This is a genomic window from Candidatus Sulfurimonas marisnigri (genome assembly GCF_015265475.1).
In the GTDB taxonomy this organism is placed as follows: Bacteria; Campylobacterota; Campylobacteria; order Campylobacterales; family Sulfurimonadaceae; genus Sulfurimonas; species Sulfurimonas marisnigri.
In genome coordinates, this window is the sequence record NZ_CP054493.1 from 431,286 (window position 1) to 457,470 (window position 26,185).

The following is a 26,185-nucleotide window of genomic DNA, read 5'->3' on the forward strand; positions in this document are numbered from 1 at the left end:
GGCTATTTTTTGAGCAAGTTTAGTTTATACCCAGTCACACTTAATGGAAGTGACATACAAAAAAAACGAGAAGAGATAAGAGAGTATTTTCATAATACAAATATGATATTTGAAAAAGTATTTGAGTTGTTGGAGAGTGATGAAGCGTTCTATATGAAGTCAGAAATAACTCGACACCCAATGATATTTTATTTCGGACACACGGCAACTTTTTATATAAACAAACTGATAAATATGAAGATAATAGATGAAAGAATAAATCCAGATTTTGAGTCTATTTTTGCCATTGGTGTAGATGAGATGGATTGGGATGACACTGAGTCAAAAAACTACGCCTGGCCAAAAGTGCAAGATGTTAGGGAGTATAGAACAAAGGTAGGCGAGCTTATTGATAATTTAATTATGAATATACCTTTAACTCTTCCGATAACGCAAGAGTCTGATATGTGGATTATTCTTATGGGAATCGAGCATGAGAGAATCCATATAGAGACTTCTCTAGTCCTTCACAGGCAGATGCCTTTAGAGTATATAAAAGAGGTTAGTGGACTCACTCCTTGCTTGAAAGTTGCAGACGCACCTAAAAATGAGATGGTAACAATTTCTGCATGTGAAGTTAATTTAGGAAAAGATAGTTCTCATAATCTTTATGGCTGGGATAACGAGTATGGAAAAGAGTCTTTACATGTAGATGAGTTTCAAGCTTCAAAATATTTAGTATCAAATAGTGAATATATGTTATTTGTTGAAGAGGGCGGGTATGAAAATGAGGAGTATTGGGATGAAGAGGGGAAAAGGTTTTTAGATATTACATCTGCAAAACATCCTACCTTTTGGGTTTTAGAAAATGGTGAGTATAGGTATAGAACAATAAGCAAAATTATTGATATGCCAAGTAACTGGCCTGTTGATGTAAATGCCCTAGAAGCCGAAGCATTTTGCAGATATAAAACACAAAAAGATGGTGTTTCTTACTCATTGCCAAGTGAAGCGGAATATGGCGCGATTACTCTACATGTAAAACTTAAAGATATTCCAGAATTTGATGAGAATAGTGCAAACTTGAATTTAAATAACTTTAGTTCATGCCCAGTAGATAAGCATAACTTCGGCGGAATTTATGATGTAGTTGGAAATGTATGGCAGTGGAGTTCAACTCCGATACATGGCTTTGAGGGCTTCAAAGTACATGAGGCTTATGATGACTTCTCTGTTCCAACTTTTGATAATAAACATGCACTTATTTTAGGTTCTTCTTGGGCTAGTAGCGGAAACCTGATAATGAAACACTCTCGATATGCTTTTAGAAGACACTTCTACCAGAACGCTGGTTTCAGATATGTTGTCTCAACTCCACATGTAGAAGACGAAATAGACATATATGAGAGTGATGAGCTTGTTTCTCAGTATTGTGAATTTCAATATGGAGATGAGAAATTTGGAGTTGAAAACTTCGCAATTGCATGTGCAAAACTAGCCTCTAAGTTTGCGACAAACAAAGGTAAAGCACTTGATTTAGGGTGTGCAACAGGACGTGCAACATTCGAATTGGCAAAAACATTTGATGAGGTTGAGGGGCTAGACTTTTCTGTTCGTTTTGTCCAAGTTGGCTCAAAGTTAAAAAATGATGGTTATGTGGCTTTTCATACCTATGAAGAGGGTGAACTTTTCACAAATAAAAAGATTACACTCAAAGAACTTGGTTACGAAAATCTAAAAGAAAAAGTCTCTTTTTGGCAGGGAGATGCCTGTAACCTGAAGCCAAATTTTAACTCATACGATTTAGTTATAGCAACAAACCTAATAGACAGACTTTATAGCCCTAGACTCTTTTTGGACACTATAAGTGAGAAACTAAACCAAGATGGGATTTTGATTTTAACATCACCATATACCTGGCAAGAGAGCTCAACGAAAAAAGAGTTCTGGCTTGGAGGATACAGAGATAAAGAGGGAAGAGAGATTAAAACATTTGATGCACTAAAAACTGTTTTGGGTGATAAGTTTGAACTTATTCATACTCAAGATATAGAGTTCGTTATTAAAGAGACAAGCAGAAAATACCAGCATACTGTCGCTCAGGCTACAGTTTGGAAAAAAATTGAGTTATGATTTTTCAGAGTCTGCATGTAGAAAAGATACAAATGCAGAAAAATATATACTAAGAGAGGAACTTTTTGGTACAGAAGATGTACAGCCTGTATGGGTAGCAGATATGGATATAAATACTCCAGACTTTGTTATAGAAGCTGTCAAAGAGAGGCTTGATCACCCAATATTTGGCTATGAAGATGTTCCAAAAAGTGCATTTCAGGCTCAGATAGAGTGGATGAAGAGAGAGCATAATATAGAGTTTTCGCTAGAAGATATGCTCTACTCCCACTCTGTTGTAGCATCTATGAGTGTAGCAATAGATGCGTTTAGTGAGGTTGGTGACAAGGTTATTGTTCAAACACCTGTTTACCCTCCATTTTTTCATAGTGTAATAGGGCACGACAGAGAACTGCTAAAAAATCCACTCAAGCAAAACAGTGATGGCAGGTATGTTTTTGACATAGAAGATTTAAAGTTAAAAATAGACAAAAAAACAAAGCTACTGCTTTTGTGCTCTCCTCACAACCCTGTCGGCAGGGTATGGAAAAGAGAAGAACTTGAAGAAATTTTAAGCGTGTGCCTTGAGCATAATATTGTAGTATTTAGTGATGAAATTCACTCTGACTTGGCATATAAACCAAATGTACATATCCCTTTTGCCTCTTTAAATGATAAGGCAAGAGATATAACTATTACGGCAATCGGCGCAGGAAAAACATTTAATATGGCTGGTTTTGCTATGAGCAGCGTAGTCATTACAAACAATAATCTTCGTGATAAGTATTTAAAAGTTTATAAACGTGTTCATTTTGCTCAGGGCAGTGTGCTTTCACATGTAGCATATGAATCAGCATATAAAAATGGCAAAGAGTGGCTAGAGGAGTTGAAAGTTCATCTGCAAAAAAATTATAATATGTTAGAAGCAGTATGTTCTCGATACCCTTACATGATAAAAATAGTGCCTATAGAAGGGACATATCTGGCATGGCTTGACTGTCGGGGTATGAATATAAGTAACAAAGATTTACGAAACTTTTTCATCAAAGAGGCAAAATTAGGTTTAAATGCAGGTCTTAGTTTTGGCAGAGAAGGAAGTGGCTTTATGAGATTGAATTTTGCACTCTCTTGTGCTAAAATGTCACAAGTTATTGATAAACTAGAATATGCATTGGAAAAAAAGGGAAATAGAGTTGATTGATATAAATTGGGAAGAGTTTAAAATTTTTAAACAGCACTCTGCAAAAAAAGAAAATAATTTTGAAACACTTTTGGATTTTTTAAAAAGTTATTACAGTATGACAAATCCTTCGGAGATATATGAAACAATGGCAAATGATGAGACAGCTAAACTAATGCTTAAAAAAAGAGACCTCAATAGTAATGCTGATTTAGAGAAGCATTTGTTTAAATGTTTTGAGTAGTAGTAATCTAGATAAAATTGACTCTTTTTTACAAGAGCATCATGTTATGAGTTTGGCAACTATGAGTGGTAGTGAGCTTAGTGTATGTAACCTTTTTTATGCTTTTGACAAAGATAAACTCTCTTTCGTTGTTGCTAGTAGCGATGACACAACTCATATTAAAAATATTTTAAAAAACCAATCTGTTGCGGGGAGCGTAGTTCTAGAGACAAAAAGTGTCGGTAAGATACAAGGAGTTCAGTTTAAAGGAGTCTTTTCAAGATTAGAAGATAGCTCTCTTAAAAGTCTATATTTTAAAACCTTTCCTTATGCCCTTACTATGAATCCTAAGCTTTGGTCAATAAAAATTAAAGAGTTTAAAATGACAGATAATCGACTTGGTTTTGGTAAAAAAATTATTTGGACGCGTTCTTAAGATTAAACAATGTGCACTCAGTGCCGCTGCTTTGAAAAACCACAATTGATGGAAGTTGTGGAGATTTAAAGCCGTAAGCCTTACACCCGTAAGGTTTGCTGGCTTCCCAAGTAACAAAAAAATATTCACATCTTCTACAATTAATTCTTTTCATAATACCTATATATCTTCTTTAAGTACGATATTTTATCATATTTGGTACAATACGTAAATTAATTTCAAAAGATATATGCAGTAATTATTTGTGCAATAAACTAAAGGAAAACAGTGGATAAAATTTTATTAATGCTACAACTTCAAGCGGGGCTAAATGAGGCTACAAACGGGGATAAGTGGACAGAAGGTATTACAAAAAATGGTAAAGTTATCAACTGGAAGAGATGCATATATATGGAATGCGCTGAAATGATTGATAGTTTTACCTGGAAGCACTGGAAAAATATAGATGCCCAAGCTGATTGGGATAATCTTCAAATAGAGGTTATAGATGTTTGGCATTTTATAATGAGTTTGGCAATCGAAGATTACTCACAAAACTTAAAAGGTGGTGTTGAAGATTTAGCAATAAATATATCTCAGTTAGAGAGTTTTAGCGATATAGACAAACAAAGTGAACAATTTTCACCTCAAGTTGATGTAATAGCTAAGATTGAAGATATTATGATTCATACACTCTCTAAAGATACGTTAAATATTGAAGAACTAATAGCAGATTTTTTTGATTTAGTCTTAATGAGTGGGTTGGATTTGCAAAGCCTATATAAACTATATGTTGGAAAAAATATCTTAAATCAGTTTCGTCAAGACAATGGATATAAAGACGGCTCTTATATAAAAGTGTGGGGTAGTGAAGAGGATAATGTTGTTATGAAAAGAGTTTGGGAAGAAAACGGTGAGTTAAAACCTGACTCTCTATACAGAGAACTTACTAAAATATATCATTCATTCAATAAATAAGAGTTAATTTTTGAGAAATATTTTAGAAGTAAATAATCTATCTTTTGGATACAAAAAAGATTCTTTACTTTTTGAGAATTTTTCAATAACTCTAAAAAAAGGTGAGATAAAAGCTATTGTTGGAGCAAGTGGTGCTGGCAAAAGTACACTTTTTGAATTAATATTAAGTAGTTTAAAGCCAAGTTCTGGTTCAGTCTATTGTGCAAATTGCTCAGAAGTTTTTCAAGATCCATATAGTTCATTCCATCCAAGTTACACACTGCTAAATCAAATAGCAGATGTTGCATCATTAGATGAATTAGATAGTTATTTGAAGAGCATAAACCTTGAGTATGAGCTACTTTTAAAACTTCCCCATGAACTATCCGGTGGGCAGCTTCAACGTGCATCAATTTTAAGAGCAATGCTGATGAAACCAGAGTTACTTCTTCTTGATGAGCCTACATCAGCCCTCGATAACGTTATTCAACTAGAAGTTATGAACATGCTTATTAAAAACCTAAATTCAATGGGAATGCTGTTGATAACGCATGATTTAGAGCTAGCTAAATGGTGTGCTGATGAAATTATTATGATATAATTTAAAAAAACGCAATATATAGACTGTTTTTATTTACTAATGAATCTGCTCAACCTATTATAAACAATGGGATTAATTTTAACAAGGATTTAATTAGATGATTTTATGGGAAATTTTAGCTGTTTTATCAATATTACTTGTAATCTTCATTTATAGATATTTAGAAGTTAAGAAGTACAATAAAAAAATAAATAACGATATGAAAATCATAGATAAGTATGTTCTTCTTTCATATTCTGATACAAAGGGTAGAATTACATATGTAAGTGAAGCTCTGTGTAAATTAAATGGCTATACTAAAGAGGAGCTTATTGGTAAGCCGTATAGTATATTTAGACATCCTGATTCTAAGAAAGAACTTTTTAAAGATTTATGGAAAACAATTCAAAGTGGCAAAAACTGGCGCGGCGAGGTTAAAAATAAACGAAAAGACTCAAGCCCATATTGGGTTGATCTGTTTATTTCACCAAACTTTGATGATAATGGGGTTATAGATGGGTATACTGCTCTGCGATATAACATTACAGATAAGAAGCGTATTGAAGAACTTTCTGTCACTGATCAACTCACTCAGATTTCAAATAGACTGTATTTAGACAAAAGTTATGATGATGAGATAAAACGAGCATTAAGGTATAACAATACTTTTTCAGTAATTGTTTAGATGTAGATAACTTTAAAAATGTAAATGATACTTATGGTCATGATATTGGAGATAAAGTCCTAGTAGAAATTGCTAATATTTTAAAAAACAGTATTAGAAGTACAGATATTGTAGGAAGATGGGGTGGAGAAGAGTTTATGATTATCTGCTATGAAGCTGGACTAGAACAAGGTGCTGAACTAGCAGAAAAAATAAGAACAAAAGTTGAGGAGTCTGAGTTTAGTAGTATTGGAAAGATTACATGTAGTTTTGGCGTGTCAGAATTTAAAGCAGATGACATATCAAAAGAGGCAATTAAGAGAGCAGATATTGCTCTTTATAAAGCAAAAGGTAGTGGTAAAAACTGTGTAAGGTTTGAGTAGTAAAAACTCTTATTTTACAAAATACTTTGCCATATAAAATCCACTTCCAGCCATGAAAATTGTTCCAAATGCATTAAGGGAAATATTTGCTAAAGCCAGCATAATATGTCCACCCTCTAAAAGTAAAAAGCTCTCAATAGCAAAAGTTGAATAAGTTGTCAGTGCACCTAAGATACCAGTTGATAAAAATGACTTTACATGTAAAGAAAAAAATGATGTGTACATAAAGTATGCTATTAATATACCCATTAAAAAACTACCAATAAGGTTAACTCCAAGAGTACCATATGGCAAATCGTGGGGAACTCTATGGGAAATTAGACCATTAATATATACACGAAGTACTGCACCTATAAATCCACCACTACCTATGGCGAGGATTGTTTGCCAACTCATGGTCATATTCCTTTTGCATTTTTTCTCTTAGGTTGTTTAACCAGTCTTTATCATTTTTATCAGCTATAAAAGAATCAAGAAAAATTACCTTTATTCTACCCGGTCTGTAAAAAAAGTTTTTTACATTATAGTATTTTGAAGTTTGCATTAAAACAACAGGTTGCACACGTAGCTTAAATTTGTCAGCCACCATTTTTGCACCACTTTTAAATGGAAGCATTTTACCTTTGGTTGAGCGTGTTCCCTCTGGAAACATTGTAATTGTTCTATTGTTTTCAATCACTACTTTAGCGTCTCTTAAAAGCTTTATAAGTGATGTTTTACTTTCTCTCTCAACAGCTATATCTTTTGGAAGTTTAAGAGCTAGTCCAAAAAATGGTATATTAAAAAGTTCTTTTTTTGCAACCCAGGCAAGGTCCTTTTTTGTAATTGTTTCCATTATCGCAATATCTAAATCACTTTGATGGTTAAGTAAAAACATTTGAGTTTCAGGATGTTCTTTACCCTTAATTTCTACACTGAAAAAAGTATAAATACGTATAATCCAAGCTGAGAATTTCCTACTGTATGGCTTAGGTAGGACATGAAAAAATATAATCATCATTGATAATGATAAAAATATAACTATTGTGGCAAATAGCCAACTAATATGAGCAAATATCTTCATTCTTGACCCACCCTATTTTTTCATTTTTTAATTTTACTTTAGTAAAGCCTTTAGTGCTACCCTCTTTTTGAAGGTAATACATACTTGATGTGGTTTCAAAAATTGTACCGTTAGAGACGGGTAATAGGTGTATATCAGAACCCTCTTTTATACACACATCTTTTGAGGGGAGACCTATATAAACTATGTAGGCAAGTGGAATTATTACTAAAGTCAAATATATATATTTTTTTCTCCACAAAATTATTAAAAATCCAATAGCAGCAATCGCTGCGGCTATACTCATTTTTAGTCTTTCACGAGATTGGTCTTTTGGCTTAAGATCACTTTGTGTTGTTACACTATCGTCATTTACTATTATTGGGATATTTACAGGTATAAATTTATTTTTTTTGAGATTGAAGTATGAAAATGAGAAATTTTCTATATTTTTATCTATAACCGCATAGTATGTAATTTTAGAGTCAAAGTAAGAGTCTATTACAGATTCAATGCCTTGCTTAAAAATATTTTTCAGTTTGAAAGAAGTGATGTCACAATTTGTTGCAGTAGCTGCAAAAACTATTATATTATGGTTATGATCATAACTGGTAGTCTTGTAATCTAAAAGCTCGAATGAGTTTGCCAATATATTAGAAAAATCTTTTTTTGGATTGAGTGCAACAACGTTTAATTTCTTTCCTGAAAGTATTGTTTTTTTGAATTGTTTGTTGCTGTAGCTCAATAGGGTAGCCCTAAAGTTAGGTAGTTTAGCATGATTTTCTGTGGTTAAAAAATAAAAAGTATCGTAGTAGTATTTTGAGTCTATCTCTCTTGATGGGTATTCATTTAGTAGTTTTAAACCAGTTAAGTTTGTAAGTTCATATATGATATCAGTGAAATCTCTATAAGTGGATAGTGCCTTTATGGTTACTGTAAATATTTCACCCTTTAGAACTCTTGTAGGAATTTTATCATAGCTTAAATAAATAACTTTTGGTAATTTTAATAATTCTTCTTTGCTAAGTTGATTTTCACTGTCATACGTAGTATTGCTGTTCTCATGACCTGCAGAAATATTATGATCTTCAACATTTATTGCATTTGCAATTAAAGTGTTGAATAGTAATATCCCTGCTATAAGAAAACGAATCACGCTTTTAAGAAACCTTGCAGCATTTTAATACCATCGTCACTACCTAATATCAGCTCCATTGCACGCTCTGGATGAGGCATAAGTCCAAAAACATTTTTTTCTTTATTACAAATACCAGCAATAGAGTCAACGCTTCCATTGGGGTTTTTTACTTCTCCTTTTTCATCTGTATATTTAAGAAGAACCTGATTATTATCGTATAAACTTTTTAAACCACTTTGATCAATATAGTAGTTTCCATCATGGTGGGCGATAGGAATATTAACAACATCATTATTGTTTAGGTTTTCTAAAAATATGTTCTCATTATTTACAATTTTTAGGTGGTGATGCTTAGAAATAAAGTGTAAATGCTCATTTCTCTTTAGAGCGCCAGGAAGTAACCCCGCTTCTGTTAAAACTTGAAAGCCATTGCATATACCAAGTACTTTTCCACCATTTTTAGCATATTCTCCTACAGCTTTCATAACAGGGCTAAATTTGGCAATTGCTCCACTTCTCAGATAGTCTCCATAGCTAAAGCCGCCGGCTACTACTAAAAGATTAGTATCACTAGGTATTGACTCAGCCTTGTGCCATACTATTTCTGTAGTTGCACCAAGCTCTTCAAATGCATGTTGCGTATCATATTCACAGTTAGTTCCAGGAAATTGAAGTATAGATACTTTCATTAAACTAGCTCTATCTCATAATCTTCGATTACAGTATTTGCCAAAAGGTCTTCACACATCTGTTTTACATCAGCCATAGCTTTTGTTTTATCAGTTTCATTTAGTTTAAGAATTATTTGTTTTCCAACACGAACATCAGCTACACCGTTAAAGTGTAGAGAATCTAGAGCGTGATGAACCGCTTTGCCCTGAGAGTCTAAAACGCCTGCTTTTAAAGATACATTTACTATTGCTGTCATAATTATTTTCCTAAGATTCTATTTAATACTTGTTCGTATGCTACTGTTAAGCCACCTAGACCTTGACGGAATCTGTCTTTATCCATCTTCTCTCCACTCTCCATATCCCAAAAGCGGCAGTTGTCAGGGCTTATCTCGTCCACAAGGATAATATTGCCACTCTTGTCTTTTCCAAACTCAAGTTTAAAATCAACTAGATTTAATCCCTTATCGGCAAAATATGGCTTAAGTATGTCGTTTATTTGTCTTGCCATTCTGCGAAGTTTGTCTAGCTCATCTTGATGCTCTACAAGGCCTAAAATAAGTGCATGCTGATCATTTAGTTTTGGATCGCCAAGATCATCATCTTTATAATCAAATTCCACTAGAGTAAATGGAAGAATTGTTCCATCTTTTATACCAAGATTACGCGTAAGACTGCCTGTTGCAATGTTGCGTACAATTACTTCTATCAGAATAACATCAACTTTTGTGTGCAACATGTGGTTGTCGTCAAGCATTTTTACAAAGTGGGTTTGAATACCATTAGCCTCTAGAAGTTTAAAAAGCTCAGTAGAGATTTTGTTGTTCAATGCCCCTTTGCCAGCTTCACTAGATTTTTTTTCACCGTTAAATGCAGTTAAATCATCTTTGAATTCAGAGATGACTAAATTCTCATCATCTGTTAAAAACAGTCTTTTCGCTTTTCCCTCATATAGTAATTCTCTTTTTTCCATGTTGCTTATCCTTTTGTTATTATTAGTGCTTTTAAAATATTTGCGGCTTCTTTTAGCTGCATGTCTTTATTCATCATGTCTTGCGTTATGATAAGTTTAGAATCTTTTTTATTCTCTTCTTTTATCTCTTCTTTACCATCAACTTTCTCTAACTCTTCTTCTAAGTGTTTTTTCAAATCAGCTTCTTTTAGTGTGAACTCATTGCTGCGAGTTTTAACTTCACCAGGCAAAACTTCTATATCAGGAATTACGCCGACAGCTTGAATTGTTCGACCACTTGGAAGATAGTATCTTGCAATTGTAAGTTTTATTGCCTCATCCTCTGTTATTGGAAGTATAACTTGCACACTACCTTTTCCAAATGTATTTTGACCAACAATAATGCCACGTTTGTGATCTTGAAGGGCACCACTTACAATTTCACTAGCACTCGCACTTCCGCCATTTATTAAAACAACCAACGGTACTTTAGTTAAAGTATTTGAAGATTTTGCAGAGTAGATTTCATTGTCTGATTCTTTTCTTCCTTTTTGAGAAACTATATCTCCACCATCAACAAATAGATCAACAAGTCCGACAGCTTGATCGAGAAGTCCACCTGGGTTATTTCTTAAATCAAGAATAATCCCTTTTGTAGATGCAGCTTTTTTTCTGATTGCTTTAGCTACATCATCAACAACTTTTTTGTCAAAGCTTGTAACTCTAATATATTGAATATCATCACCTATTGTCTTTGCATATACAGACTCAATTGTAATAATGCCTCTTATAATGTCTATTTTAATAGGTTTTGCTTCACCTTCTCTAACTATAGTTATGTTGATTGGTTCACCAACTTTTCCGCGCATAATAGCAACCGCTTCATCGATGGTCATACTTAGAGTAGATTTTTTGTTGATTTTTAAAATTATGTCACCAGACTTTAAACCGGCTTTATCTGCAGGAGTTCCTTCAATAGGAGCTATAACAGTAAGAGCGCCATCTTTTATGCCGACAGTAATCCCGAGACCACCAAACTCACCATTCGTCTGAACTTTTAAGTTTTTAAAATCTTTTTGTTTGAGATAGTTGGAGTGAGCATCAAGGTTACTCATCATACCCTCAAGTGCTTTGTCCATTAGCTCTTCAATAGTTACATCATCAACATTATACTGCTCAACAATACTTATGACTTTTGTAAATTTTGCTAAAGCTTCAAGTCTAGTAGCCTCTTTTTTCGCACTACTCTCTTTTGACGATGCAAATACATTTGTAGAAAACAGTATGGTTAAAGCAACTGTAACAGAGGCAAAACCAAGGGTTATAAACTTTTTATTTTTCATAATTTATCCTATATTTGTATAATTAAATTTAAAAAAGATATTATAGTAAAAAGCTGTTTAAATAACAATTATAAGAAAATAGATTGAATAATAAAATCTCTTTTATATATCTACATGTAGGTTGCCATATCTACTTAAGTATAAGCTTTATAGCAAGTTAAAAGTGGAGATTAACTTTAGTTGAGTTTATTTTGTATATAATTTCAATAGTTTTTATCAAAGGTATTAATATGAGTACAATAAAAGAGTATTTAAGTGCAGATCATAAACGTTGCGATGAGCTGTTTGCTAACATGGAAGATGCAGTTGCAAACTCAATAGAAAGTGCGAAAGAAGCTTATGAGCTTTTTGCAGGAGAGACTGAGAGACACTTTCAAATGGAAGAGCGTGTTATGTTCTTAGAGTTCGAGACAAAAACCGGAATGACACAAGGTCCAACTGCTATGATGAGAATGGAACACACTCAAATGAGAAACTTAATTAATGATATGGGTTTAGCGATTGAGAACAAAAATAAAGATAAATTTTTCTCAAACAGTGAAACTCTCATGATATTGATGCAGCAGCACAATATGAAAGAGGAACAGATGCTTTATACAATGGCTCAACAACACTTAAGTGCAGAGTCTGATAGCATAGTAGATATGATGCAATCCATGGTGGTTGAGAAGTAGGAAACATAATTGGATTTAAATGGATTAAGTGCAGATCAAGCACCACCAATATCAGTACCTTTTAGATTTTTTTTAACAGCACCTCTTTTTGGAATATTAGCTGGAATTTTAATTCTTTCTAGTGATGTGATTACGCTAAGTAATCGTTTCTCCATGGAATCTATAGCAATAACACACGCCATAACTATTGGTTTTTTGGGTTTTGTAATGCTAGGGGCACTTACTCAGATGTTGCCGGTATTAGCCGGTGTAAAAGTTCCAAAGGTTGGAATAGTTTCAAAAATTTCTTATCCATTTTTATTTCTTGGCACAATTTTTATGATTATTGGGCTTATGAAAAACTACTCAATTCTTACTCTGATCTCATCAGTTTTGCTAGGTGTGGGTTTTTTAGTTTTGACAATTTCTATGCTAATCGGATTAAGTAAAGTAACCAATGTCACTGCTAGCGTAAGAGCTATTATAACAAGTTTATTTTTTTCAATATTTATAGTTTTAATGGGAGTTTATCTACTTTTTTCTCATGGAATTAACATCTTCTCATCTCTACATGTAGTAATTGCAAATGTACATAGTGTTTGGGCTGTTTTTGGTTTTGCTGGACTTTTGATTATTGGAGTTGCTTTTCACGTATTGCCAATGTTTTATGTAGCGCCAAGATTTAAACATTTTTGTAAAACAAAAGTTACCCTGATTGTATCTGTTGGGTTGGTTCTGTGGCTTTTGTTGAACTTACTCGCAGATTCATACAGCATAATAGCAAAAATTTGGATTGCAGTTTTTTTCTGGGCATTTGCTACAACTGTATGGAAAAAATTAAATGAAAGACGTCGTCCTATAGTAGATGTAACTATCTGGTACTGGAGAAGTTCAGCTGTGTTTATGACATTAGGAGCATTTGCCTGGGCGCTGAACGATTTATATGATTCTGTCTATATAGTTGTTGTTTCTATCTTAATAGGAGGTTTTATTCTATCTATTATGATGGGTATGCTTTATAAAATAATCCCTTTTCTTGTCTGGTTTCATCTAAATGCAAGAGGTTATATGTCTACTCCCACAATAACAGAGATGATAGATAAAAGGTTGGCAAAAATTCAATTTGTATTTTTCATTGTCTCTATGGTTGGTTTTATTGTTTCATTTTTTATACCAACTTTTTTACCGCTGTTTGCAAGCACCTTTATAGTCAGTATGCTTATATTGGAGTATAACATAATCTCTCCAGTTTTAATATATGCTAGAATTATAAAAACAAAACCAGACTTTGATATGAGTCTATTTTCAATACCTATAGAAGGAAATCAGTGATAAGAACTAAAGTTCAATGCAAGGAGGCACTAAATGCCGAGTCGTAACAATATTATATTAATTGGTTTTATGGGGGTAGGAAAAGGTAGTGTTGCCCGTGAAGTTGTTAAGAATTCAGACTACATTGCTATAGATACTGATGACCTTATAGAGAGTATGGAAAATAAAAGCATAAAAAAAATCTTTGCAGACGATGGTGAAGAATACTTCCGAGTTTTAGAGCATAAACTCTCTAAGTGGCTCGAGAATAGTGTTAAAAATACTCTTATATCTACAGGTGGCGGATTTTATAAACAGAAAAATATAAAAGATATTGGAATAGTAGTATTTCTTAACTCTCCTTTTGATAAAATACTAAAACGAATTAAAGATCATCCAAATTCAGCTAGTAAGCTTAAAAAAAGACCACTTTTAAGTGATATGAAAAAAGCAAAAGAATTATATGATGAGCGTTTACCTGAGTACTTGACTTTAGCTGATATAGTAATAGATGTTACAAATAAAAGTGCAATGGACTGTTCTAAAGAGATTTTAAAAAAGGTAAAAAAGTATGCGTAAAATTTTTATATATTTATTGTTTGTATTTTCGGTTGGACTAAGTGCATCAGAGATAAGTTGGGCAAAAGACTTTAACGAGGGAATGCAAGAGGCAGCAAGAGTTAATAAGCCTGTATTATTTGTTTCATCAAGACATACATGTAAGTATTGTGTTATTCTGGAAGATACTACATTTAAAGACAAAGAAGTTATAGCAGAGCTAAATAAAGAGTTCGTTTCAATCGTTGCATATAGTGATGAGCAGGATTATATGCCAAAAGAGTTATGGCAACCTGGAACACCAGCTATATGGTTTTTATATCCGAATGGACAACCAATGTTTCAGCCACTAATGGGTGCTGTTGATGCAAAGAATTTTTTAGAAGCATTAAAAATTGTAAAAGAAGATTTCAATAAAAGGAAAAATGTAAAATGATTTTCACAGATTCAAAAAGTAGTAACTTTAGAGCTGAGTTTGAAGAGCTTTTGCAAAGAGGAAAGATGGATATAGCACATGTTAGTGCTATAGTTGGAAATATCATAAGCGAAATTAGAACTGACAAAAACAAAGCATTAAAAGAGCATATAGCAAAGTTTGACAACTGGACTCCTATAGATGATAATGATCTAAAAATTTCTACAGAGTCTATGAGAACAGCCTATGAGAATATTGATGAAAAACTGAAAAAAGCCTTGCATTTGTCTTATGACAGAATTAAAGCTTACCATGAAAAACAGAAGCCAAAATCTTGGTTTGATACTGAAGAGAATGGAACAATTTTAGGTCAAAAAGTGACTGCAGTTGATATTGCAGGGCTTTATATACCTGGAGGCAAAGCTGCCTATCCATCTTCACTGCTTATGAATGTTATTCCGGCACAAGTTGCAGGAGTTGAAAATATTGTGGTGTGTACACCAACTCCAGACAATGAACCAAATGAGCTTCTGCTAGCGGCTTGTCATCTATGTGGAGTAGACCAAGTTTATAAAGTTGGTGGAGCAAGTGCAATTGCAGCTATGGCTTATGGAACTGAGAATATTCCAAAAGTTGACGTTATAACAGGACCTGGAAATATTTTTGTAGCAACAGCAAAAAAGATGGTTTTTGGTGATGTTAATATAGATATGATAGCAGGGCCAAGCGAGATAGGAATTTTAGCAGATGACAGTGCAAATGCAAGTCACTTAGCGATAGATTTGCTTTCACAAGCTGAACATGATGAGATGGCAAGCTCTATTTTGATTACCCCTTCACAGAAGTTAGCGGATGAGGTGAAAATTGAGCTTGAAGCATGGTTACTAAAACTTCCTCGTCAAGAGATAGCAAGAAAATCTATTGAAGATAGAGGTGCCATAATAGTTACCTCTGATATGGATGAAGCAATTGATTTAATGAATGAGATAGCACCAGAACACTTGGAGGTTGCTACTGCCTCACCTTTTGAGTTTCTTCCATTTATAAAACATGCTGGAGCTATATTTCTTGGACATAATACTCCTGAAGCAATAGGTGATTATATGGCTGGACCAAACCATACTTTACCAACTGGTGGCACAGCTAAGTTTTTCTCCCCACTTGGAGTGGAAAACTTCATGAAAAAGACATCTATTATTTCATTTAGTCAAAAAGCTATTAATGAAGTGGGGGAAGAGTGTGCTCTAATTGCGAATACTGAAGGCTTAACTGCCCATGAGCAATCAGTTAGAGTTAGGCTTAAAAAATAAAATTAGTTTTACTATTGTAAAAAAAGATAATATTTAAAGTGTAAAATTACCTTATAATTAATTATAAGGAAATTCACATGATACATCCGGCAGTAGCTCATTTTGCAGTATCTCTACCAATCATCTCTTTAGTCTTAGGATTACTTTACCTTTTCAGACCGACAGAAATAATGTCAAAAATATCAACACGCTTTATAGTATTCGCAGCACTTTTCGTCGTTGTAGCATACTTTACAGGTAAAGAAGATGGCAGTGAAGTGTACAAGTTTTTATCTATTGAAGGTAAAGAATTATTAAAAGAGCACGCTCAACTTGGTATGTATTTAGCAATTTCGATGACTGTAGTCGCGTTAGTGAAATTTTTTGGTTGTTTAAAAAATATTTTTAAAGTAGAAATTTTAGCAGTTCTCTTACTTGCAGGAATAAGTGCAGGAATTCTTAGTCAAGGTAAAATTGGTGGTGAGCTTACATACAGCTATGGAGCACATGTAAAGGACCACTCTGAAGGTCGAGCATGCCTTGCTGAAAACAGTATGGATGACGAGGAATAAACTGTATCTATAGGATTCTTATGGTATATCATTTCAAAAGGTGTACCATACGTATTTTTAAATAAAAAAACAACATAAGTCATATTATATTTCTTCTTCTGCAAATAATCAAATTATACACAAGTATATATTTTTATCATATTTTTATCACTTTTTATAACTAGTTTAAGCTTTATATAGGTAGTATTCCCCCAGTAAGTAGTGCTATTATTTTAATAATAAGGACTTCTTTTTTTAGAGATTAGTTATAGTTATAAATCTTAACAATTGCCAAGCAAAAGGCTACAAGGAGAATATATGCAATTAGGCTTCCTAGTTGATTTGCATCTGTGTATGGGATGTAAAGGGTGTGAAATCGCATGTAAGGTGGAAAATGAAGTTCCACTAAGTACATGGAGACTTCGTGTTAAATATGTAGACGTGGGAACTTTTCCAGAAACAAAAAGAACATTTACTCCACTTAGATGTAATCACTGTGAAAATGCACCATGTGAGAGAATTTGTCCTGTTAGTGCACTACACTATCTTGATAATGGTATTGTAAATATCGACAAAGAGCGTTGTATTGGTTGTGCGGGCTGTGTTATGGCTTGTCCTTATGGAGCAATTTATATTGATCCTCAAACGCAAACTGCTGATAAATGTACATACTGTGCTCACAGAATTGCATCTAGTATGATGCCAGCTTGTGTTGTTGCTTGTCCAGTTCAAGCAAATATCTTTGGTGACCTAGATGACCCTACTTCAAATATATCTAAGTATATAATGAAGAATCAAGGTGGAGTACAAGTGCGTAAACCTGAAAAGGGAACTAACCCTCATCACTATTATGTAGGTGGCGGTAATGTTGGTCTGAATCCACTTGCATCTCACAGAGTTGATGGACATTCACTATTTAACAAAATTACAACACTTCCTGTAGGAGGACACCACTAATGGCGGCACATGAAATATTAGCAGCTACAAACGCTGTAGTAACTTTAGATGTAGCATTACCAGGTATAGTTTGGCCTTGGTTAGTTACAGTTAATACATGGGCAAAAAGTATTGGTACGGGTGTTATTTTTATGTTGTTTATGCTTTTGAGAATGTATCCAAACCAAGCAGAAAAATTAAGACTTCCAACTGCTATAGTAGCATTTGTATTTATTAATATTTTCTTATTATTCACACTTGCAGACTTGCACCAACCACTCAGAATGTGGCATATATTTGTTTATCCACATTGGACATCTGCTATTGCTATTGGTTCATTTATGGCTTCAGGCTTTTTAGGTCTGTTGACACTTCTTATATTTTTAGGATGGAAGAAAAATGATGTAGTTTATGATAAAGTTTTATTTTGGACAACGATTCTTGCAATCCCAGTAACACTCTATACAGCAGCACTTCTGTCTCAATGTACAGCTCGTGAACTATGGCAAATGCCAGCAGAATCTGCGCAAATGATTTTAGCTGCGCTGCTTTCTGGTGCAGCAGCTATGATTTTAATTGGCGGAAATAAGCTTACTTATGAGGCTAAACAAACATTAGGCGCAGTTCTTGGTTTAAGTGCATTAATGGCATTTATTATCTATATGTCAGAATATGTATTTGGTCCAATGAAAGCAGAAGAAGTTGCAGCTACTTTAGAATACATCAAAGGTGATGGACCATATACTGTTATGTTCTGGTTGGGTCAATGGATGACTTACATTTTACCAATGTTGCTTATAGTATTAAGTAGAGTAAGTAAAAGTGAAAGTCTTTTAAAACTAGCAGCTATTTTATCACTAGTTGGTCTAGCTTTAGTTAAACATGTATGGCTAATGATTCCACAATTATTACCAATGAGTTAGGGAGAAAAATTTAATGTATTTACAAAGTAGAAGAACATTTTTAAAAGGCGCTGCATTTACCGTTGCAGGTGCTAGTATTGCAAAGGGTGTATTTACAAGCGATGCGATTGCTGATTCCGTCAGCGATAGTAAGTTTACTGATACACCAGACTCATTATCGTTCTATCCTCCTATGGATCAATGGGCTGACTTTAAAGAGCTAGATGGAGATGATTGGAAAAGAGGTGGTATTGAGCGTAAAGGCGTTAGAAGTGATTCTAATCCAGACGGTATCGAAGTAAATGATTACACTATCGTTCCAACAGCATGTTCAAACTGTGAGGCTTCTTGTGGTTTAACAGCTTGGATTGATAAGAAAACTTTTACAGTTAAGAAGTATATGGGTAACCCGCTTCACGCAGGTTCTCGTGGTCGTAACTGTGCTAAAGGTTATGCAACACAATCTCAAATGTATGATCCGGATCGTATAGCATTCCCACTTAAAAGAGCTCCAGGCTCTGCTCGTGGTGAAGGTAAATGGATTCGTACTACTTGGGACGAGGCAATGACTACAATCGGTAATAAAATGCATGATGCAATGAAGGGTGACGATGAGTTATCTAAAAAATCATGTATGTTCCATGTTGGTCGTCCAAATGAGAATGGTTTTACTGGTAAAGTATGGCAAACTCTAGGTCAAGATTGTTTTAATTCACATACAAACATCTGTTCTGCTGGTGGTCGTACGCCTACTATTCAATGGGCAAACGATGATAGAAGTTCTCCAGATTGGGCTAATGCGAAACTAATTTTCCTTAACTCGTCTCACGCTGCAGATGCTGGTCACTATTTCCAACAAGCTGCTGGACATATAGCGGATGCTCGTTCAAAAGGTGCTAAACTTGTAGTTATGGATCCTCGTATGTCAAACTCTGCTGGTATGGCAGATTTATGGATTGCTGCATGGCCTGGTACTGAAGCTGCAATTTATCTTTACTTAGTTCAACGTATGTTAACTGAGAATAAAGTTAATAAAGCTTTCGTTAAAAAATGGTTTAACTGGGAAGTTATGATGGATAATAAAAATTATCTAAACTTTATGGTAGAAAAAGGGTATATCTCTAAAGCACCTAAAGGTAACGACTTTGAATCATATTTAGGTATGCTAAAAGAGCTTTATACTCCATATACACTAGATTATGCTGTAAAAGAAACTCATGTTCCTGCTTATAAATTAGAGCAGTTATATGATATGGTTATTTGGGCTGATACGTCAGTTTCTACATACTTCTGGCGTGCAGCTGCTGCTGGTAACCTTGGTGGTTGGACATCTGGTCGTACAGGTTTCTTAATGCTTGGCTTACGTGGAGCAATCGGTCCAGTAGGTGGTACATTCTTCCATCACTTCCATGTTATTTCTGTAGCTGGTAAAGGTGGTAGTGCAACTGTTGGTCAAGGTAAACGTGGTTCAGATGTACCTAAAATTGATGTATACAATGAGCTTTCATGGCCGCCAGAATGGCCTTTGTCGACTTATGAGATGTCATACCTTTTACCACACCTTCTAGCTGATAAAAAATGGCAGAAGAAATGGCAAGATAAAGGACTAAAGGTAGCTGAGAAACTAGCTGTTTGGATTCCTCGTATGTATAACCCTGTTTGGATAAATCCAGATGGGTTCAGATGGATAGAGACTATTAAAGACGAGTCTAAAATGGAGTTAACATTTAACTTGTCTCCAGTATGGTCTGAGACTAACTGGTATGTTGATTATATTTTACCTGTTGGTTTAGCTGGTGAGAGACACGATCAACACTCGGAAGCTACTATGCCTGCAAGATGGACTTCTTTCCGTCAACCGGTTATGCGTGTTGCTTTAGAAAAAGCTGGATGGAAGCCTAAGAACCCTGCAAGAGCTACACTTGAAGCTCACATTAAAGCTGGTCTTGGTGAAGTTTGGGAAGAGAATGAGTTCTGGTTTGATATGTGTGTTAACTACATCGACCCTAAGGGTGATATATTCTTAGACGCTGCTAAAACTAAAACTATCAAGTCTATGTGGGAATCTAAGAAAACTCCTGGTACTCCTGTTACAATTGCAGAGTGGTATAATGCTGCATTTGGTGACAACTTACCAAATCTTAAAAAGACTGCAACAGAAGATGATAGATATAAAAATGCAGAATTCCCAGTTTATGAGTACATGAGAGATCATGGTGCTTGGATGGAAGAGAACCATATCTACTCTTCTCAAGAGAAAGTGATTAAAGATGATGGTGAAAACTATATTTCTCACGGTCATAAATACGATAAAAAGCATGTAACTATTGATAAGCGTACGGGTGTTATGACTGCAGATTCTCATGGCAAGAAAAAATCTATCGGTATTGAAATCGATGGTGTTAAGATGGAAGGTTTCGCAACACTAGACAAAAAACTTGACTTTTTCTGTGAATGGTTTGCTGATGATTGGAAATGGCCGGAATATGCTATTCCAATTTATCCAAGAAACGAAGAAGAGAAAAAAGAGATGAAAGAGATTGTTTCACATGTAAATCATTCTTACATGACAGAAAAAGATTCTTATGCTCTAAATACTGTTTTCCGTTTGCCATATAATATTCATACGCGTTCGGCTAACTCTAAGCACTTGATGGAAATCTCACAAAACCATGACCCTATCTGGATTTCAACTCCGGATGCTAAACGTCAAGGATTTAAGCGCGGTGATGCGATTCGCGTAAGAATTACAGACAGTATCACTGGTTTAGACTCTGGTTACTTTGTGGCTATGGCTGTTCCAACCGAGGGTGTACTTCCTGGTACACTTGCTTGTTCACACCATGGTGGTCGTTGGAAACTTGTTAATTCTGTTACTATTCCTAACGGTGTTTCGGACGGTAAGGTTGACTCTCAGCCAGTTGCTAGAAATATGAATGATCCTAAATTTATGGCGCACTCACCTGAAAATGCTGGTAAAGTTGCTGGACAAATTAAGATTGAAGATTATGATGGTACTTCTGGGCTTAATAGCTATGGTGTTCCAACAGCAGAACTACAGATGGATGGGAAAGAGGGTAAACTTAAATATATTAAGGGAATTACACCTTTCCATGCAGACAGATTTGCTGATCAAAATAGAGATAGTGGAAATATCTGGTGGGATGGACTAAGTGGTTCATGGCAAAATGCTGTTGCTGCTGCTCATCCAGATCCAATTTCAGGTATGCATTGTTGGCATCAAAAAGTTATCTTAGAAGCTGCACAGCCAGGTGACAAGATAGGTGATATCTATGTTAATTATGAAAATAACTTTAAAATATATCAGGGTTGGAGAGACGACCTTACTCGTGGGTTAGATGAAAACTCTACACTACGTCGTCCTCAGCACATCAAGAGACCTTGGGTGCCACTTTCAGACAAAGCATATGCTGTAAAAATTACTAAGTAGTCTTAGTAACGCTATAGCTGTCAGTTTAAAATATTTACCTCATGAGAGGTAAATATTTATTTGCTGAGCAACATGCAATCATAAATTGGATTATTCCCATTTATCAATTAAAGTAAGTAGCCCACCACATTCTTATCCACAATCCAAAAGTACTTGTATATCCTACATCACTAAATAGAACTTTTCTATTCCTATCATATATAATGGTTGTAGGAAATATCGAAACATCAAAATCAGCGGTAATTGAGCCACTGCTATCATTAATAACTTTATAATTTAAATGATTAAGAGATAAGTAATCTTGTATTTCAGCGTCACTTCCTGATTTAAGTGCGATAGTGATAACCTGAAAACTTTCAGATATTCTTTGAATATTGCCTGCTTCTACTTTGCATACAGGGCACCAGGTTGCCCAAAAATGCACCAATATAGGTATGTCATCTTTTAGTGTATAATCTATGCTATTTAAGAGAGTGACTGTTTTAAGCAATAAGGGTTGTTTATTTAAATCTACACTTCTGTATAAGCTAAGAAGATTAGCAAATATAGTTATAACAACAATAAATAGTAAAATCTCTTTTATGTATTTTTTTATTTTTTCTTTCATATTTATCCAAAATTTTACAGTTTTATTTTTGTAGTAATTGTACTATCATTAATGAAGTTTATTGATAAAAAAATTGAAAGATTATTTGGGAAGTAGACAATTGACATGTAAGTTTATTTACATGTCATAAAGTTTGTTATGACATTATGCCTTTTATCATAAAAAATAGTATTCCTGCAAGTACTGCTGCTGCTGGGACAGTAATAACCCAAGCAGCAACAATTTTCTTTATAGCATCTCTTCTGACATACTCAACTTTTTTTAATTTTTTAATATTTTTCTTAGTAGATTTAATTATTCTTTTTTCATTAGCAATGAGTTTATACAGCTCAACTATTCTAGTGTAATCTTCTTTCTCTTTGTTGCTTTTTTCTTCTAATGTTTTAAGCTCTGCGGTATATGCTTCTTTATTCTCCTGCTCATCTTTTATGATGAGTTGGTCTTCTTCGACCGTATTTCCTTTATCATCCACTACATGTAGCCACTCTCTTAAAAAACCGACTCCAAATACACCACCAATTGCAATGTGAGTAGAACTGACAGGAAGACCAAGTTGTGATGCAATAATTACAGTTATCGACGCAGCCATAGCAATAGAAAATGCTCTGATTTGGTCAAGTTCTGTAATTTCGCTACCGACAGTTTTTATAAGTTTAGGGCCATACAGTGCAAGTCCTATTGCAATACCTAATGCTCCGACACCCATTACCCATAATGGTATAGAAGCTTTAGATGAAACGCCACCGCTCATAATTGCATCATTTATAGCAGCTAATGGTCCTACGGCATTCGCTACATCATTCGCACCATGAGCAAAGCTAAGAAGAGCTGCTGAAAATATAAGAGGAATAGTGAACATAGTATTTACTGATGCTCGACTGTTCTCAAGAGTAGTAGTTTTTGAATTTATTCTATTTTTTACAAGAGCATAAACAATCACAGATATTATAAATCCTAGGGTCAGCGCTGTCATAAGAGTTGGTTTTTTTGTCATCTCCATAGAAACAAGAGGAATCATATTTAAAGCTTCAACAACATGCGGCCATATTTTTTTAAGTCCTTTTAGTGTTAAATAAGTTACAAAGGCCCAGGACATAATTGCAACAAATAGAGGTACCCATTTTTTTGCAGCAGCTACCTTATCCTCTTGAAAAACAATAGATTTCTTTATGGAGTACAAAAACAAAGCTGCAATAACACCGCCTAGAACAGGAGAAATTACCCAAGATGCAGCAATTTTACCCATTGTAGCCCAATTAACTATACCAAAACCTGCGGCAGCAATACCGGCACCCATAACTCCGCCAACTATGGAGTGAGTCGTTGAAACTGGAGCACGCATCATAGTCGCAAAATTAAGCCATAGAGCTGCTGCTAAAAGAGCAGCCATCATCGCCCATATAAAAGTATCAGCATGTCCTCCAAAAGCCGCAATATCAATAATCCCTTTTTTGATAGTCTCTACAACTTCACCGCCTGCTATCATTGCTCCAGATGCTTCAAAAATAGCAGCAATAACTATCGCAGTAGTCATTGTCAGTGCTTTGGAACCAACCGCCGGACCTACATTGTTTGCTACATCATTAGCCCCAATATTCATAGCCATATAAGCACCAATTAGTGCAGCCACGGCTAAAAACATATTGTTAGATATTCCACCATTGTTTAACAAACTAAATGTTAAAACACCTATCATAAAAAATAGTGCAAATCCTAATCTTGTAAAATCAGTCCCACTCTTCTTGAGAGCCTCTTGTTCAAGTTTGTTAATAGTCTGTATTTCCATAAATATCTCTCTTTTTTAATTTGTGTACATTGTACGTGACTCGTCTGCATATAGATTTAAAAGTTATTTTTTAATATATGCTTTTATTATAACTTGATCTTCAATTGGTCTGTCTCCTCTAGATCGTCCAGTAGTAGGCACATTTTCAAGCTTTTGTACTATTGATAACGATTGTGTTGTCACTCGACCAAATATAGTATGCTTTCCATTTAACCAAGGTGTTGGAGCTGTTGTTATAAAAAACTGACTTCCATTTGTATGAGGACCAGAATTTGCCATAGCAACAATTCCTGAACGAGAAAATACTTCACTTTTGTACTCATCTTTAAAAGCTTCTCCCCAAATACTGCTACCACCTCTGCCTGTTCCTGTAGGGTCTCCACCCTGTATCATAAAATTTTTGATTATACGGTGAAAAATAATACCGTTGTAGTAACCATTTTTTATATGTGTTGTAAAGTTTTCAACAGCTAACGGCGCTACGCCTGGAAATAGCTCAATTTCAATATTTCCCTGTGTCGTTTCTAATACTACAAAAGGATTTTCATTTTCCGCAAATAGATTTACAGATAGGGCCAGTAGTAGTGATAGTATGATGTTTTTCATTGTCTCTCCTAATAATATTTACTGTAATTGTACCTACTTTAGGCTAATTTAGTTATAAGATTATTTATTTTTTCAGATTGATCTTTATATATTATGTAAGTAGTGTTACTACATCTCTTAGCAGTGTATTCTATAATTTCAAATGGAATACTTTCAACATCAGTCAGTAAAATAAATTTTGAGCCAAGTGTAGATATATTTTCATATGTTTGAAGAAGAATTTTACTTAAGTCTTGGTCAATTAAGTTATCTGAACAATCAAAAAAACCAGCTTTTCCTGGTACTAATAGCTCTAGTTTATTTAAAAGAATTTCTCTGTTTTGTGAGTTGCTAAAAACTAAAATATCTTTGGCACTATTATTTTTAAGCAGATTTGATATTATCTCTAGAACTTTATTATTTTGATTTTCTTTTTTAAATACAAAGTTTTGAGTTGCTAGTCTAAATTGCTTACTGAATGAAAAATTTGGATTTACATTTTTATCACTAGTTACTAAAATAAGTGCACGATTTTTTTGTATAGTCTTTATTTTAGTTAAGAAGTTATGTTCTAGCAATTCTGTATCATCACAAATAATTAAATCAGATTTTTTTATTTTTCTTGAAGTGAATTCTTCTGGAGTAACTATATTTATAGCATCTATATCTACTTCAACCATCGAATACTCTATTGTAATATTAAGTATATGTTTTAACATATCACAATCAAATATAGTTGGCTTGACAATTACTACATTTTTTTTAGGATATTTTAATACGTATAGTAAAGCTTTTAAAATAATAGCACTTGTCTTTCCTGAGGTTTCTTCAGCGTATATGGTTAATGTATTGTTTGATTCATAATCTATAAATTCTATTTGTTCTTGCGTGGCAACATATTTTCGTCCCATATCATCTATTATTGTATACTGAATAAATAGATTACCTATAATATCAATTAATTTAGATGGCTCTTTGAGTATTGGTATATTTTCTTGTAGTTTCATAGCCAATTCTGATTCTAGCGTATCATTAAATATTATTTTCTCAAATGGAAGTAATATTTTAAACGAGTCATCAAGGTAATCATATTGATCTCTATCTAGATTTTCCATAAGTAAAAAGTTGTAAATAGGAACTCCATCGCTATGACTTAGCTCATTGAATTTTTGTTTTATAAACTCTTGCCTATTCTCATAAGACAAACTTTGATCTGTAGAAGATTGATGGCTTGATTTTGATATTGTAGAATTCTTTAGATCATCAAATGACCACTCTTTATGTTCAAATATGTAAATACCGCGATTGGCATCAATTATTAATAAGGGAATTATTGTTTTTTTTGAATAGTGGTATATTGTAATATTTTCATATATTATAAGATCATTGCTTTTACACAGTTTTTTTAGTTTTTTAATTAAGATTGTATTTAAGTGTTTTATTACATGAATGTTTTTTTTAAATATAGATAAGAGAAAAGGAGATTTCATTTATTTAGAAGA

The 26,185-nt window shown here is 34.0% G+C and carries 28 protein-coding genes; 17 read left to right on the forward strand and 11 right to left on the reverse strand.

The genetic code is table 11. The annotated features are described in order from the left end of the window. Positions 1 to 9: 9 nt before the first annotated feature. The 8 genes from ovoA (at position 10) to HUE87_RS02265 (ending at position 6,493) form a co-directional block, all read left to right on the forward strand. The gene (gene ovoA, locus HUE87_RS02230) at positions 10 to 2,112 is read left to right on the forward strand and encodes a 5-histidylcysteine sulfoxide synthase (protein ID WP_194367123.1); all 2,103 of its coding nucleotides are present in this window, start codon (positions 10 to 12) and stop codon (positions 2,110 to 2,112) included. Further along, positions 2,102 to 3,292: a PatB family C-S lyase gene (locus HUE87_RS02235; protein WP_194367124.1), complete on the forward strand. Its 1,191-nt coding sequence runs from the start codon at positions 2,102 to 2,104 to the stop codon at positions 3,290 to 3,292. The genes ovoA and HUE87_RS02235 overlap by 11 nt, the downstream gene beginning before the upstream one ends. Continuing rightward, on the forward strand, positions 3,285 to 3,515 hold the full coding sequence (locus HUE87_RS02240; protein ID WP_194367125.1) for a hypothetical protein: 231 nt from the start codon (positions 3,285 to 3,287) through the stop codon (positions 3,513 to 3,515). The genes HUE87_RS02235 and HUE87_RS02240 overlap by 8 nt, the downstream gene beginning before the upstream one ends. Then, entirely contained in the window at positions 3,508 to 3,930 is a 423-nt protein-coding gene (locus HUE87_RS02245) for a pyridoxamine 5'-phosphate oxidase family protein (protein WP_268246176.1), read from the forward strand. The genes HUE87_RS02240 and HUE87_RS02245 overlap by 8 nt, the downstream gene beginning before the upstream one ends. 267 nt (positions 3,931 to 4,197) lie before the next feature. Further along, on the forward strand, positions 4,198 to 4,887 hold the full coding sequence (locus tag HUE87_RS02250) for a dUTP diphosphatase (RefSeq protein ID WP_194367126.1): 690 nt from the start codon (positions 4,198 to 4,200) through the stop codon (positions 4,885 to 4,887). 10 nt (positions 4,888 to 4,897) lie between these two features. Then, positions 4,898 to 5,467 (forward strand): ABC transporter ATP-binding protein, encoded by a 570-nt coding sequence (locus HUE87_RS02255; protein WP_194367127.1) that lies wholly within the window; start codon positions 4,898 to 4,900, stop codon positions 5,465 to 5,467. Between the two features lie 97 nt (positions 5,468 to 5,564). Beyond that, a complete protein-coding gene (locus tag HUE87_RS02260) occupies positions 5,565 to 6,131 on the forward strand; it encodes a PAS domain-containing protein (RefSeq protein WP_194367128.1) in 567 nt (188 codons plus the stop codon). Between the two features lie 44 nt (positions 6,132 to 6,175). After that, positions 6,176 to 6,493 (forward strand): GGDEF domain-containing protein, encoded by a 318-nt coding sequence (locus HUE87_RS02265; protein WP_229855253.1) that lies wholly within the window; start codon positions 6,176 to 6,178, stop codon positions 6,491 to 6,493. A 9-nt stretch (positions 6,494 to 6,502) separates the two neighbouring features. Here HUE87_RS02265 and crcB read toward each other — a convergent pair whose 3' ends face one another. Genes crcB through HUE87_RS02300 form a run of 7 tightly spaced genes read right to left on the reverse strand, consistent with a single transcriptional unit; the run spans position 6,503 to position 11,639 of the window. Then, positions 6,503 to 6,889 (reverse strand): fluoride efflux transporter CrcB, encoded by a 387-nt coding sequence (gene crcB, locus HUE87_RS02270; RefSeq protein WP_194367129.1) that lies wholly within the window; start codon positions 6,887 to 6,889, stop codon positions 6,503 to 6,505. Continuing rightward, positions 6,858 to 7,556 carry a lysophospholipid acyltransferase family protein gene (locus tag HUE87_RS02275; RefSeq protein WP_194367130.1) on the reverse strand — a complete coding sequence of 233 codons (699 nt, stop codon included), beginning with the start codon at positions 7,554 to 7,556 and terminating at the stop codon, positions 6,858 to 6,860. Before HUE87_RS02275 ends, crcB begins: the two co-directional genes overlap by 32 nt. Then, positions 7,534 to 8,691, reverse strand: coding sequence for a hypothetical protein (locus tag HUE87_RS02280; protein WP_194367131.1), 1,158 nt, complete (start codon positions 8,689 to 8,691; stop codon positions 7,534 to 7,536). The genes HUE87_RS02275 and HUE87_RS02280 overlap by 23 nt, the downstream gene beginning before the upstream one ends. After that, the gene (purQ, locus tag HUE87_RS02285) at positions 8,688 to 9,362 is read right to left on the reverse strand and encodes a phosphoribosylformylglycinamidine synthase subunit PurQ (RefSeq protein WP_194367132.1); all 675 of its coding nucleotides are present in this window, start codon (positions 9,360 to 9,362) and stop codon (positions 8,688 to 8,690) included. The genes HUE87_RS02280 and purQ overlap by 4 nt, the downstream gene beginning before the upstream one ends. Beyond that, positions 9,362 to 9,601, reverse strand: coding sequence for a phosphoribosylformylglycinamidine synthase subunit PurS (gene purS, locus HUE87_RS02290; RefSeq protein WP_194367133.1), 240 nt, complete (start codon positions 9,599 to 9,601; stop codon positions 9,362 to 9,364). The genes purQ and purS overlap by 1 nt, the downstream gene beginning before the upstream one ends. Positions 9,602 to 9,603: 2 nt before the next feature. Beyond that, the gene (gene purC / locus HUE87_RS02295) at positions 9,604 to 10,317 is read right to left on the reverse strand and encodes a phosphoribosylaminoimidazolesuccinocarboxamide synthase (protein WP_194367134.1); all 714 of its coding nucleotides are present in this window, start codon (positions 10,315 to 10,317) and stop codon (positions 9,604 to 9,606) included. Positions 10,318 to 10,322: 5 nt separating this feature from the next. Beyond that, on the reverse strand, positions 10,323 to 11,639 hold the full coding sequence (locus tag HUE87_RS02300; protein ID WP_194367135.1) for a S41 family peptidase: 1,317 nt from the start codon (positions 11,637 to 11,639) through the stop codon (positions 10,323 to 10,325). 230 nt (positions 11,640 to 11,869) lie between these two features. Here HUE87_RS02300 and HUE87_RS02305 point away from each other — a divergent pair, with 230 nt between their 5' ends. From HUE87_RS02305 to HUE87_RS02345, 9 genes are all read left to right on the forward strand, one after another. After that, positions 11,870 to 12,313 (forward strand): hemerythrin domain-containing protein, encoded by a 444-nt coding sequence (locus tag HUE87_RS02305; RefSeq protein ID WP_194367136.1) that lies wholly within the window; start codon positions 11,870 to 11,872, stop codon positions 12,311 to 12,313. A 9-nt stretch (positions 12,314 to 12,322) separates the two neighbouring features. Then, on the forward strand, positions 12,323 to 13,624 hold the full coding sequence (locus HUE87_RS02310; RefSeq protein WP_194367137.1) for a hypothetical protein: 1,302 nt from the start codon (positions 12,323 to 12,325) through the stop codon (positions 13,622 to 13,624). 33 nt (positions 13,625 to 13,657) lie between these two features. Next, on the forward strand, positions 13,658 to 14,182 hold the full coding sequence (locus tag HUE87_RS02315; protein WP_229855194.1) for a shikimate kinase: 525 nt from the start codon (positions 13,658 to 13,660) through the stop codon (positions 14,180 to 14,182). Further along, positions 14,175 to 14,597 (forward strand): thioredoxin family protein, encoded by a 423-nt coding sequence (locus HUE87_RS02320; RefSeq protein ID WP_194367138.1) that lies wholly within the window; start codon positions 14,175 to 14,177, stop codon positions 14,595 to 14,597. The genes HUE87_RS02315 and HUE87_RS02320 overlap by 8 nt, the downstream gene beginning before the upstream one ends. Further along, on the forward strand, positions 14,594 to 15,886 hold the full coding sequence (gene hisD / locus HUE87_RS02325) for a histidinol dehydrogenase (RefSeq protein WP_194367139.1): 1,293 nt from the start codon (positions 14,594 to 14,596) through the stop codon (positions 15,884 to 15,886). The genes HUE87_RS02320 and hisD overlap by 4 nt, the downstream gene beginning before the upstream one ends. 77 nt (positions 15,887 to 15,963) lie before the next feature. Continuing rightward, complete coding sequence (locus HUE87_RS02330) at positions 15,964 to 16,437, forward strand: DUF2231 domain-containing protein (RefSeq protein ID WP_194367140.1); 474 nt, start codon at positions 15,964 to 15,966, stop codon at positions 16,435 to 16,437. A gap of 297 nt (positions 16,438 to 16,734) precedes the next feature. After that, on the forward strand, positions 16,735 to 17,373 hold the full coding sequence (locus tag HUE87_RS02335; protein ID WP_194367141.1) for a 4Fe-4S dicluster domain-containing protein: 639 nt from the start codon (positions 16,735 to 16,737) through the stop codon (positions 17,371 to 17,373). Further along, positions 17,373 to 18,275, forward strand: coding sequence for an NrfD/PsrC family molybdoenzyme membrane anchor subunit (gene nrfD / locus HUE87_RS02340; protein WP_194367142.1), 903 nt, complete (start codon positions 17,373 to 17,375; stop codon positions 18,273 to 18,275). The genes HUE87_RS02335 and nrfD overlap by 1 nt, the downstream gene beginning before the upstream one ends. Before the next feature lie 13 nt (positions 18,276 to 18,288). Continuing rightward, positions 18,289 to 21,705, forward strand: a complete 3,417-nt coding sequence (locus HUE87_RS02345; RefSeq protein ID WP_194367143.1) for a molybdopterin-dependent oxidoreductase — start codon at positions 18,289 to 18,291, stop codon at positions 21,703 to 21,705. Positions 21,706 to 21,808: 103 nt separating this feature from the next. On the opposite strand, the gene HUE87_RS02350 is transcribed toward HUE87_RS02345, so the two are convergent. The 4 genes from HUE87_RS02350 to HUE87_RS02365 form a co-directional block, all read right to left on the reverse strand. Further along, positions 21,809 to 22,312, reverse strand: a complete 504-nt coding sequence (locus tag HUE87_RS02350) for a redoxin domain-containing protein (protein WP_194367144.1) — start codon at positions 22,310 to 22,312, stop codon at positions 21,809 to 21,811. Between the two features lie 136 nt (positions 22,313 to 22,448). Beyond that, positions 22,449 to 24,098, reverse strand: a complete 1,650-nt coding sequence (locus tag HUE87_RS02355; protein ID WP_194367145.1) for an inorganic phosphate transporter — start codon at positions 24,096 to 24,098, stop codon at positions 22,449 to 22,451. 63 nt (positions 24,099 to 24,161) lie between these two features. Continuing rightward, positions 24,162 to 24,704 carry a peptidylprolyl isomerase gene (locus HUE87_RS02360; protein ID WP_194367146.1) on the reverse strand — a complete coding sequence of 181 codons (543 nt, stop codon included), beginning with the start codon at positions 24,702 to 24,704 and terminating at the stop codon, positions 24,162 to 24,164. A 38-nt stretch (positions 24,705 to 24,742) separates the two neighbouring features. Further along, complete coding sequence (locus HUE87_RS02365) at positions 24,743 to 26,173, reverse strand: hypothetical protein (RefSeq protein WP_194367147.1); 1,431 nt, start codon at positions 26,171 to 26,173, stop codon at positions 24,743 to 24,745. Between the last annotated feature and the right edge of the window lie 12 nt (positions 26,174 to 26,185).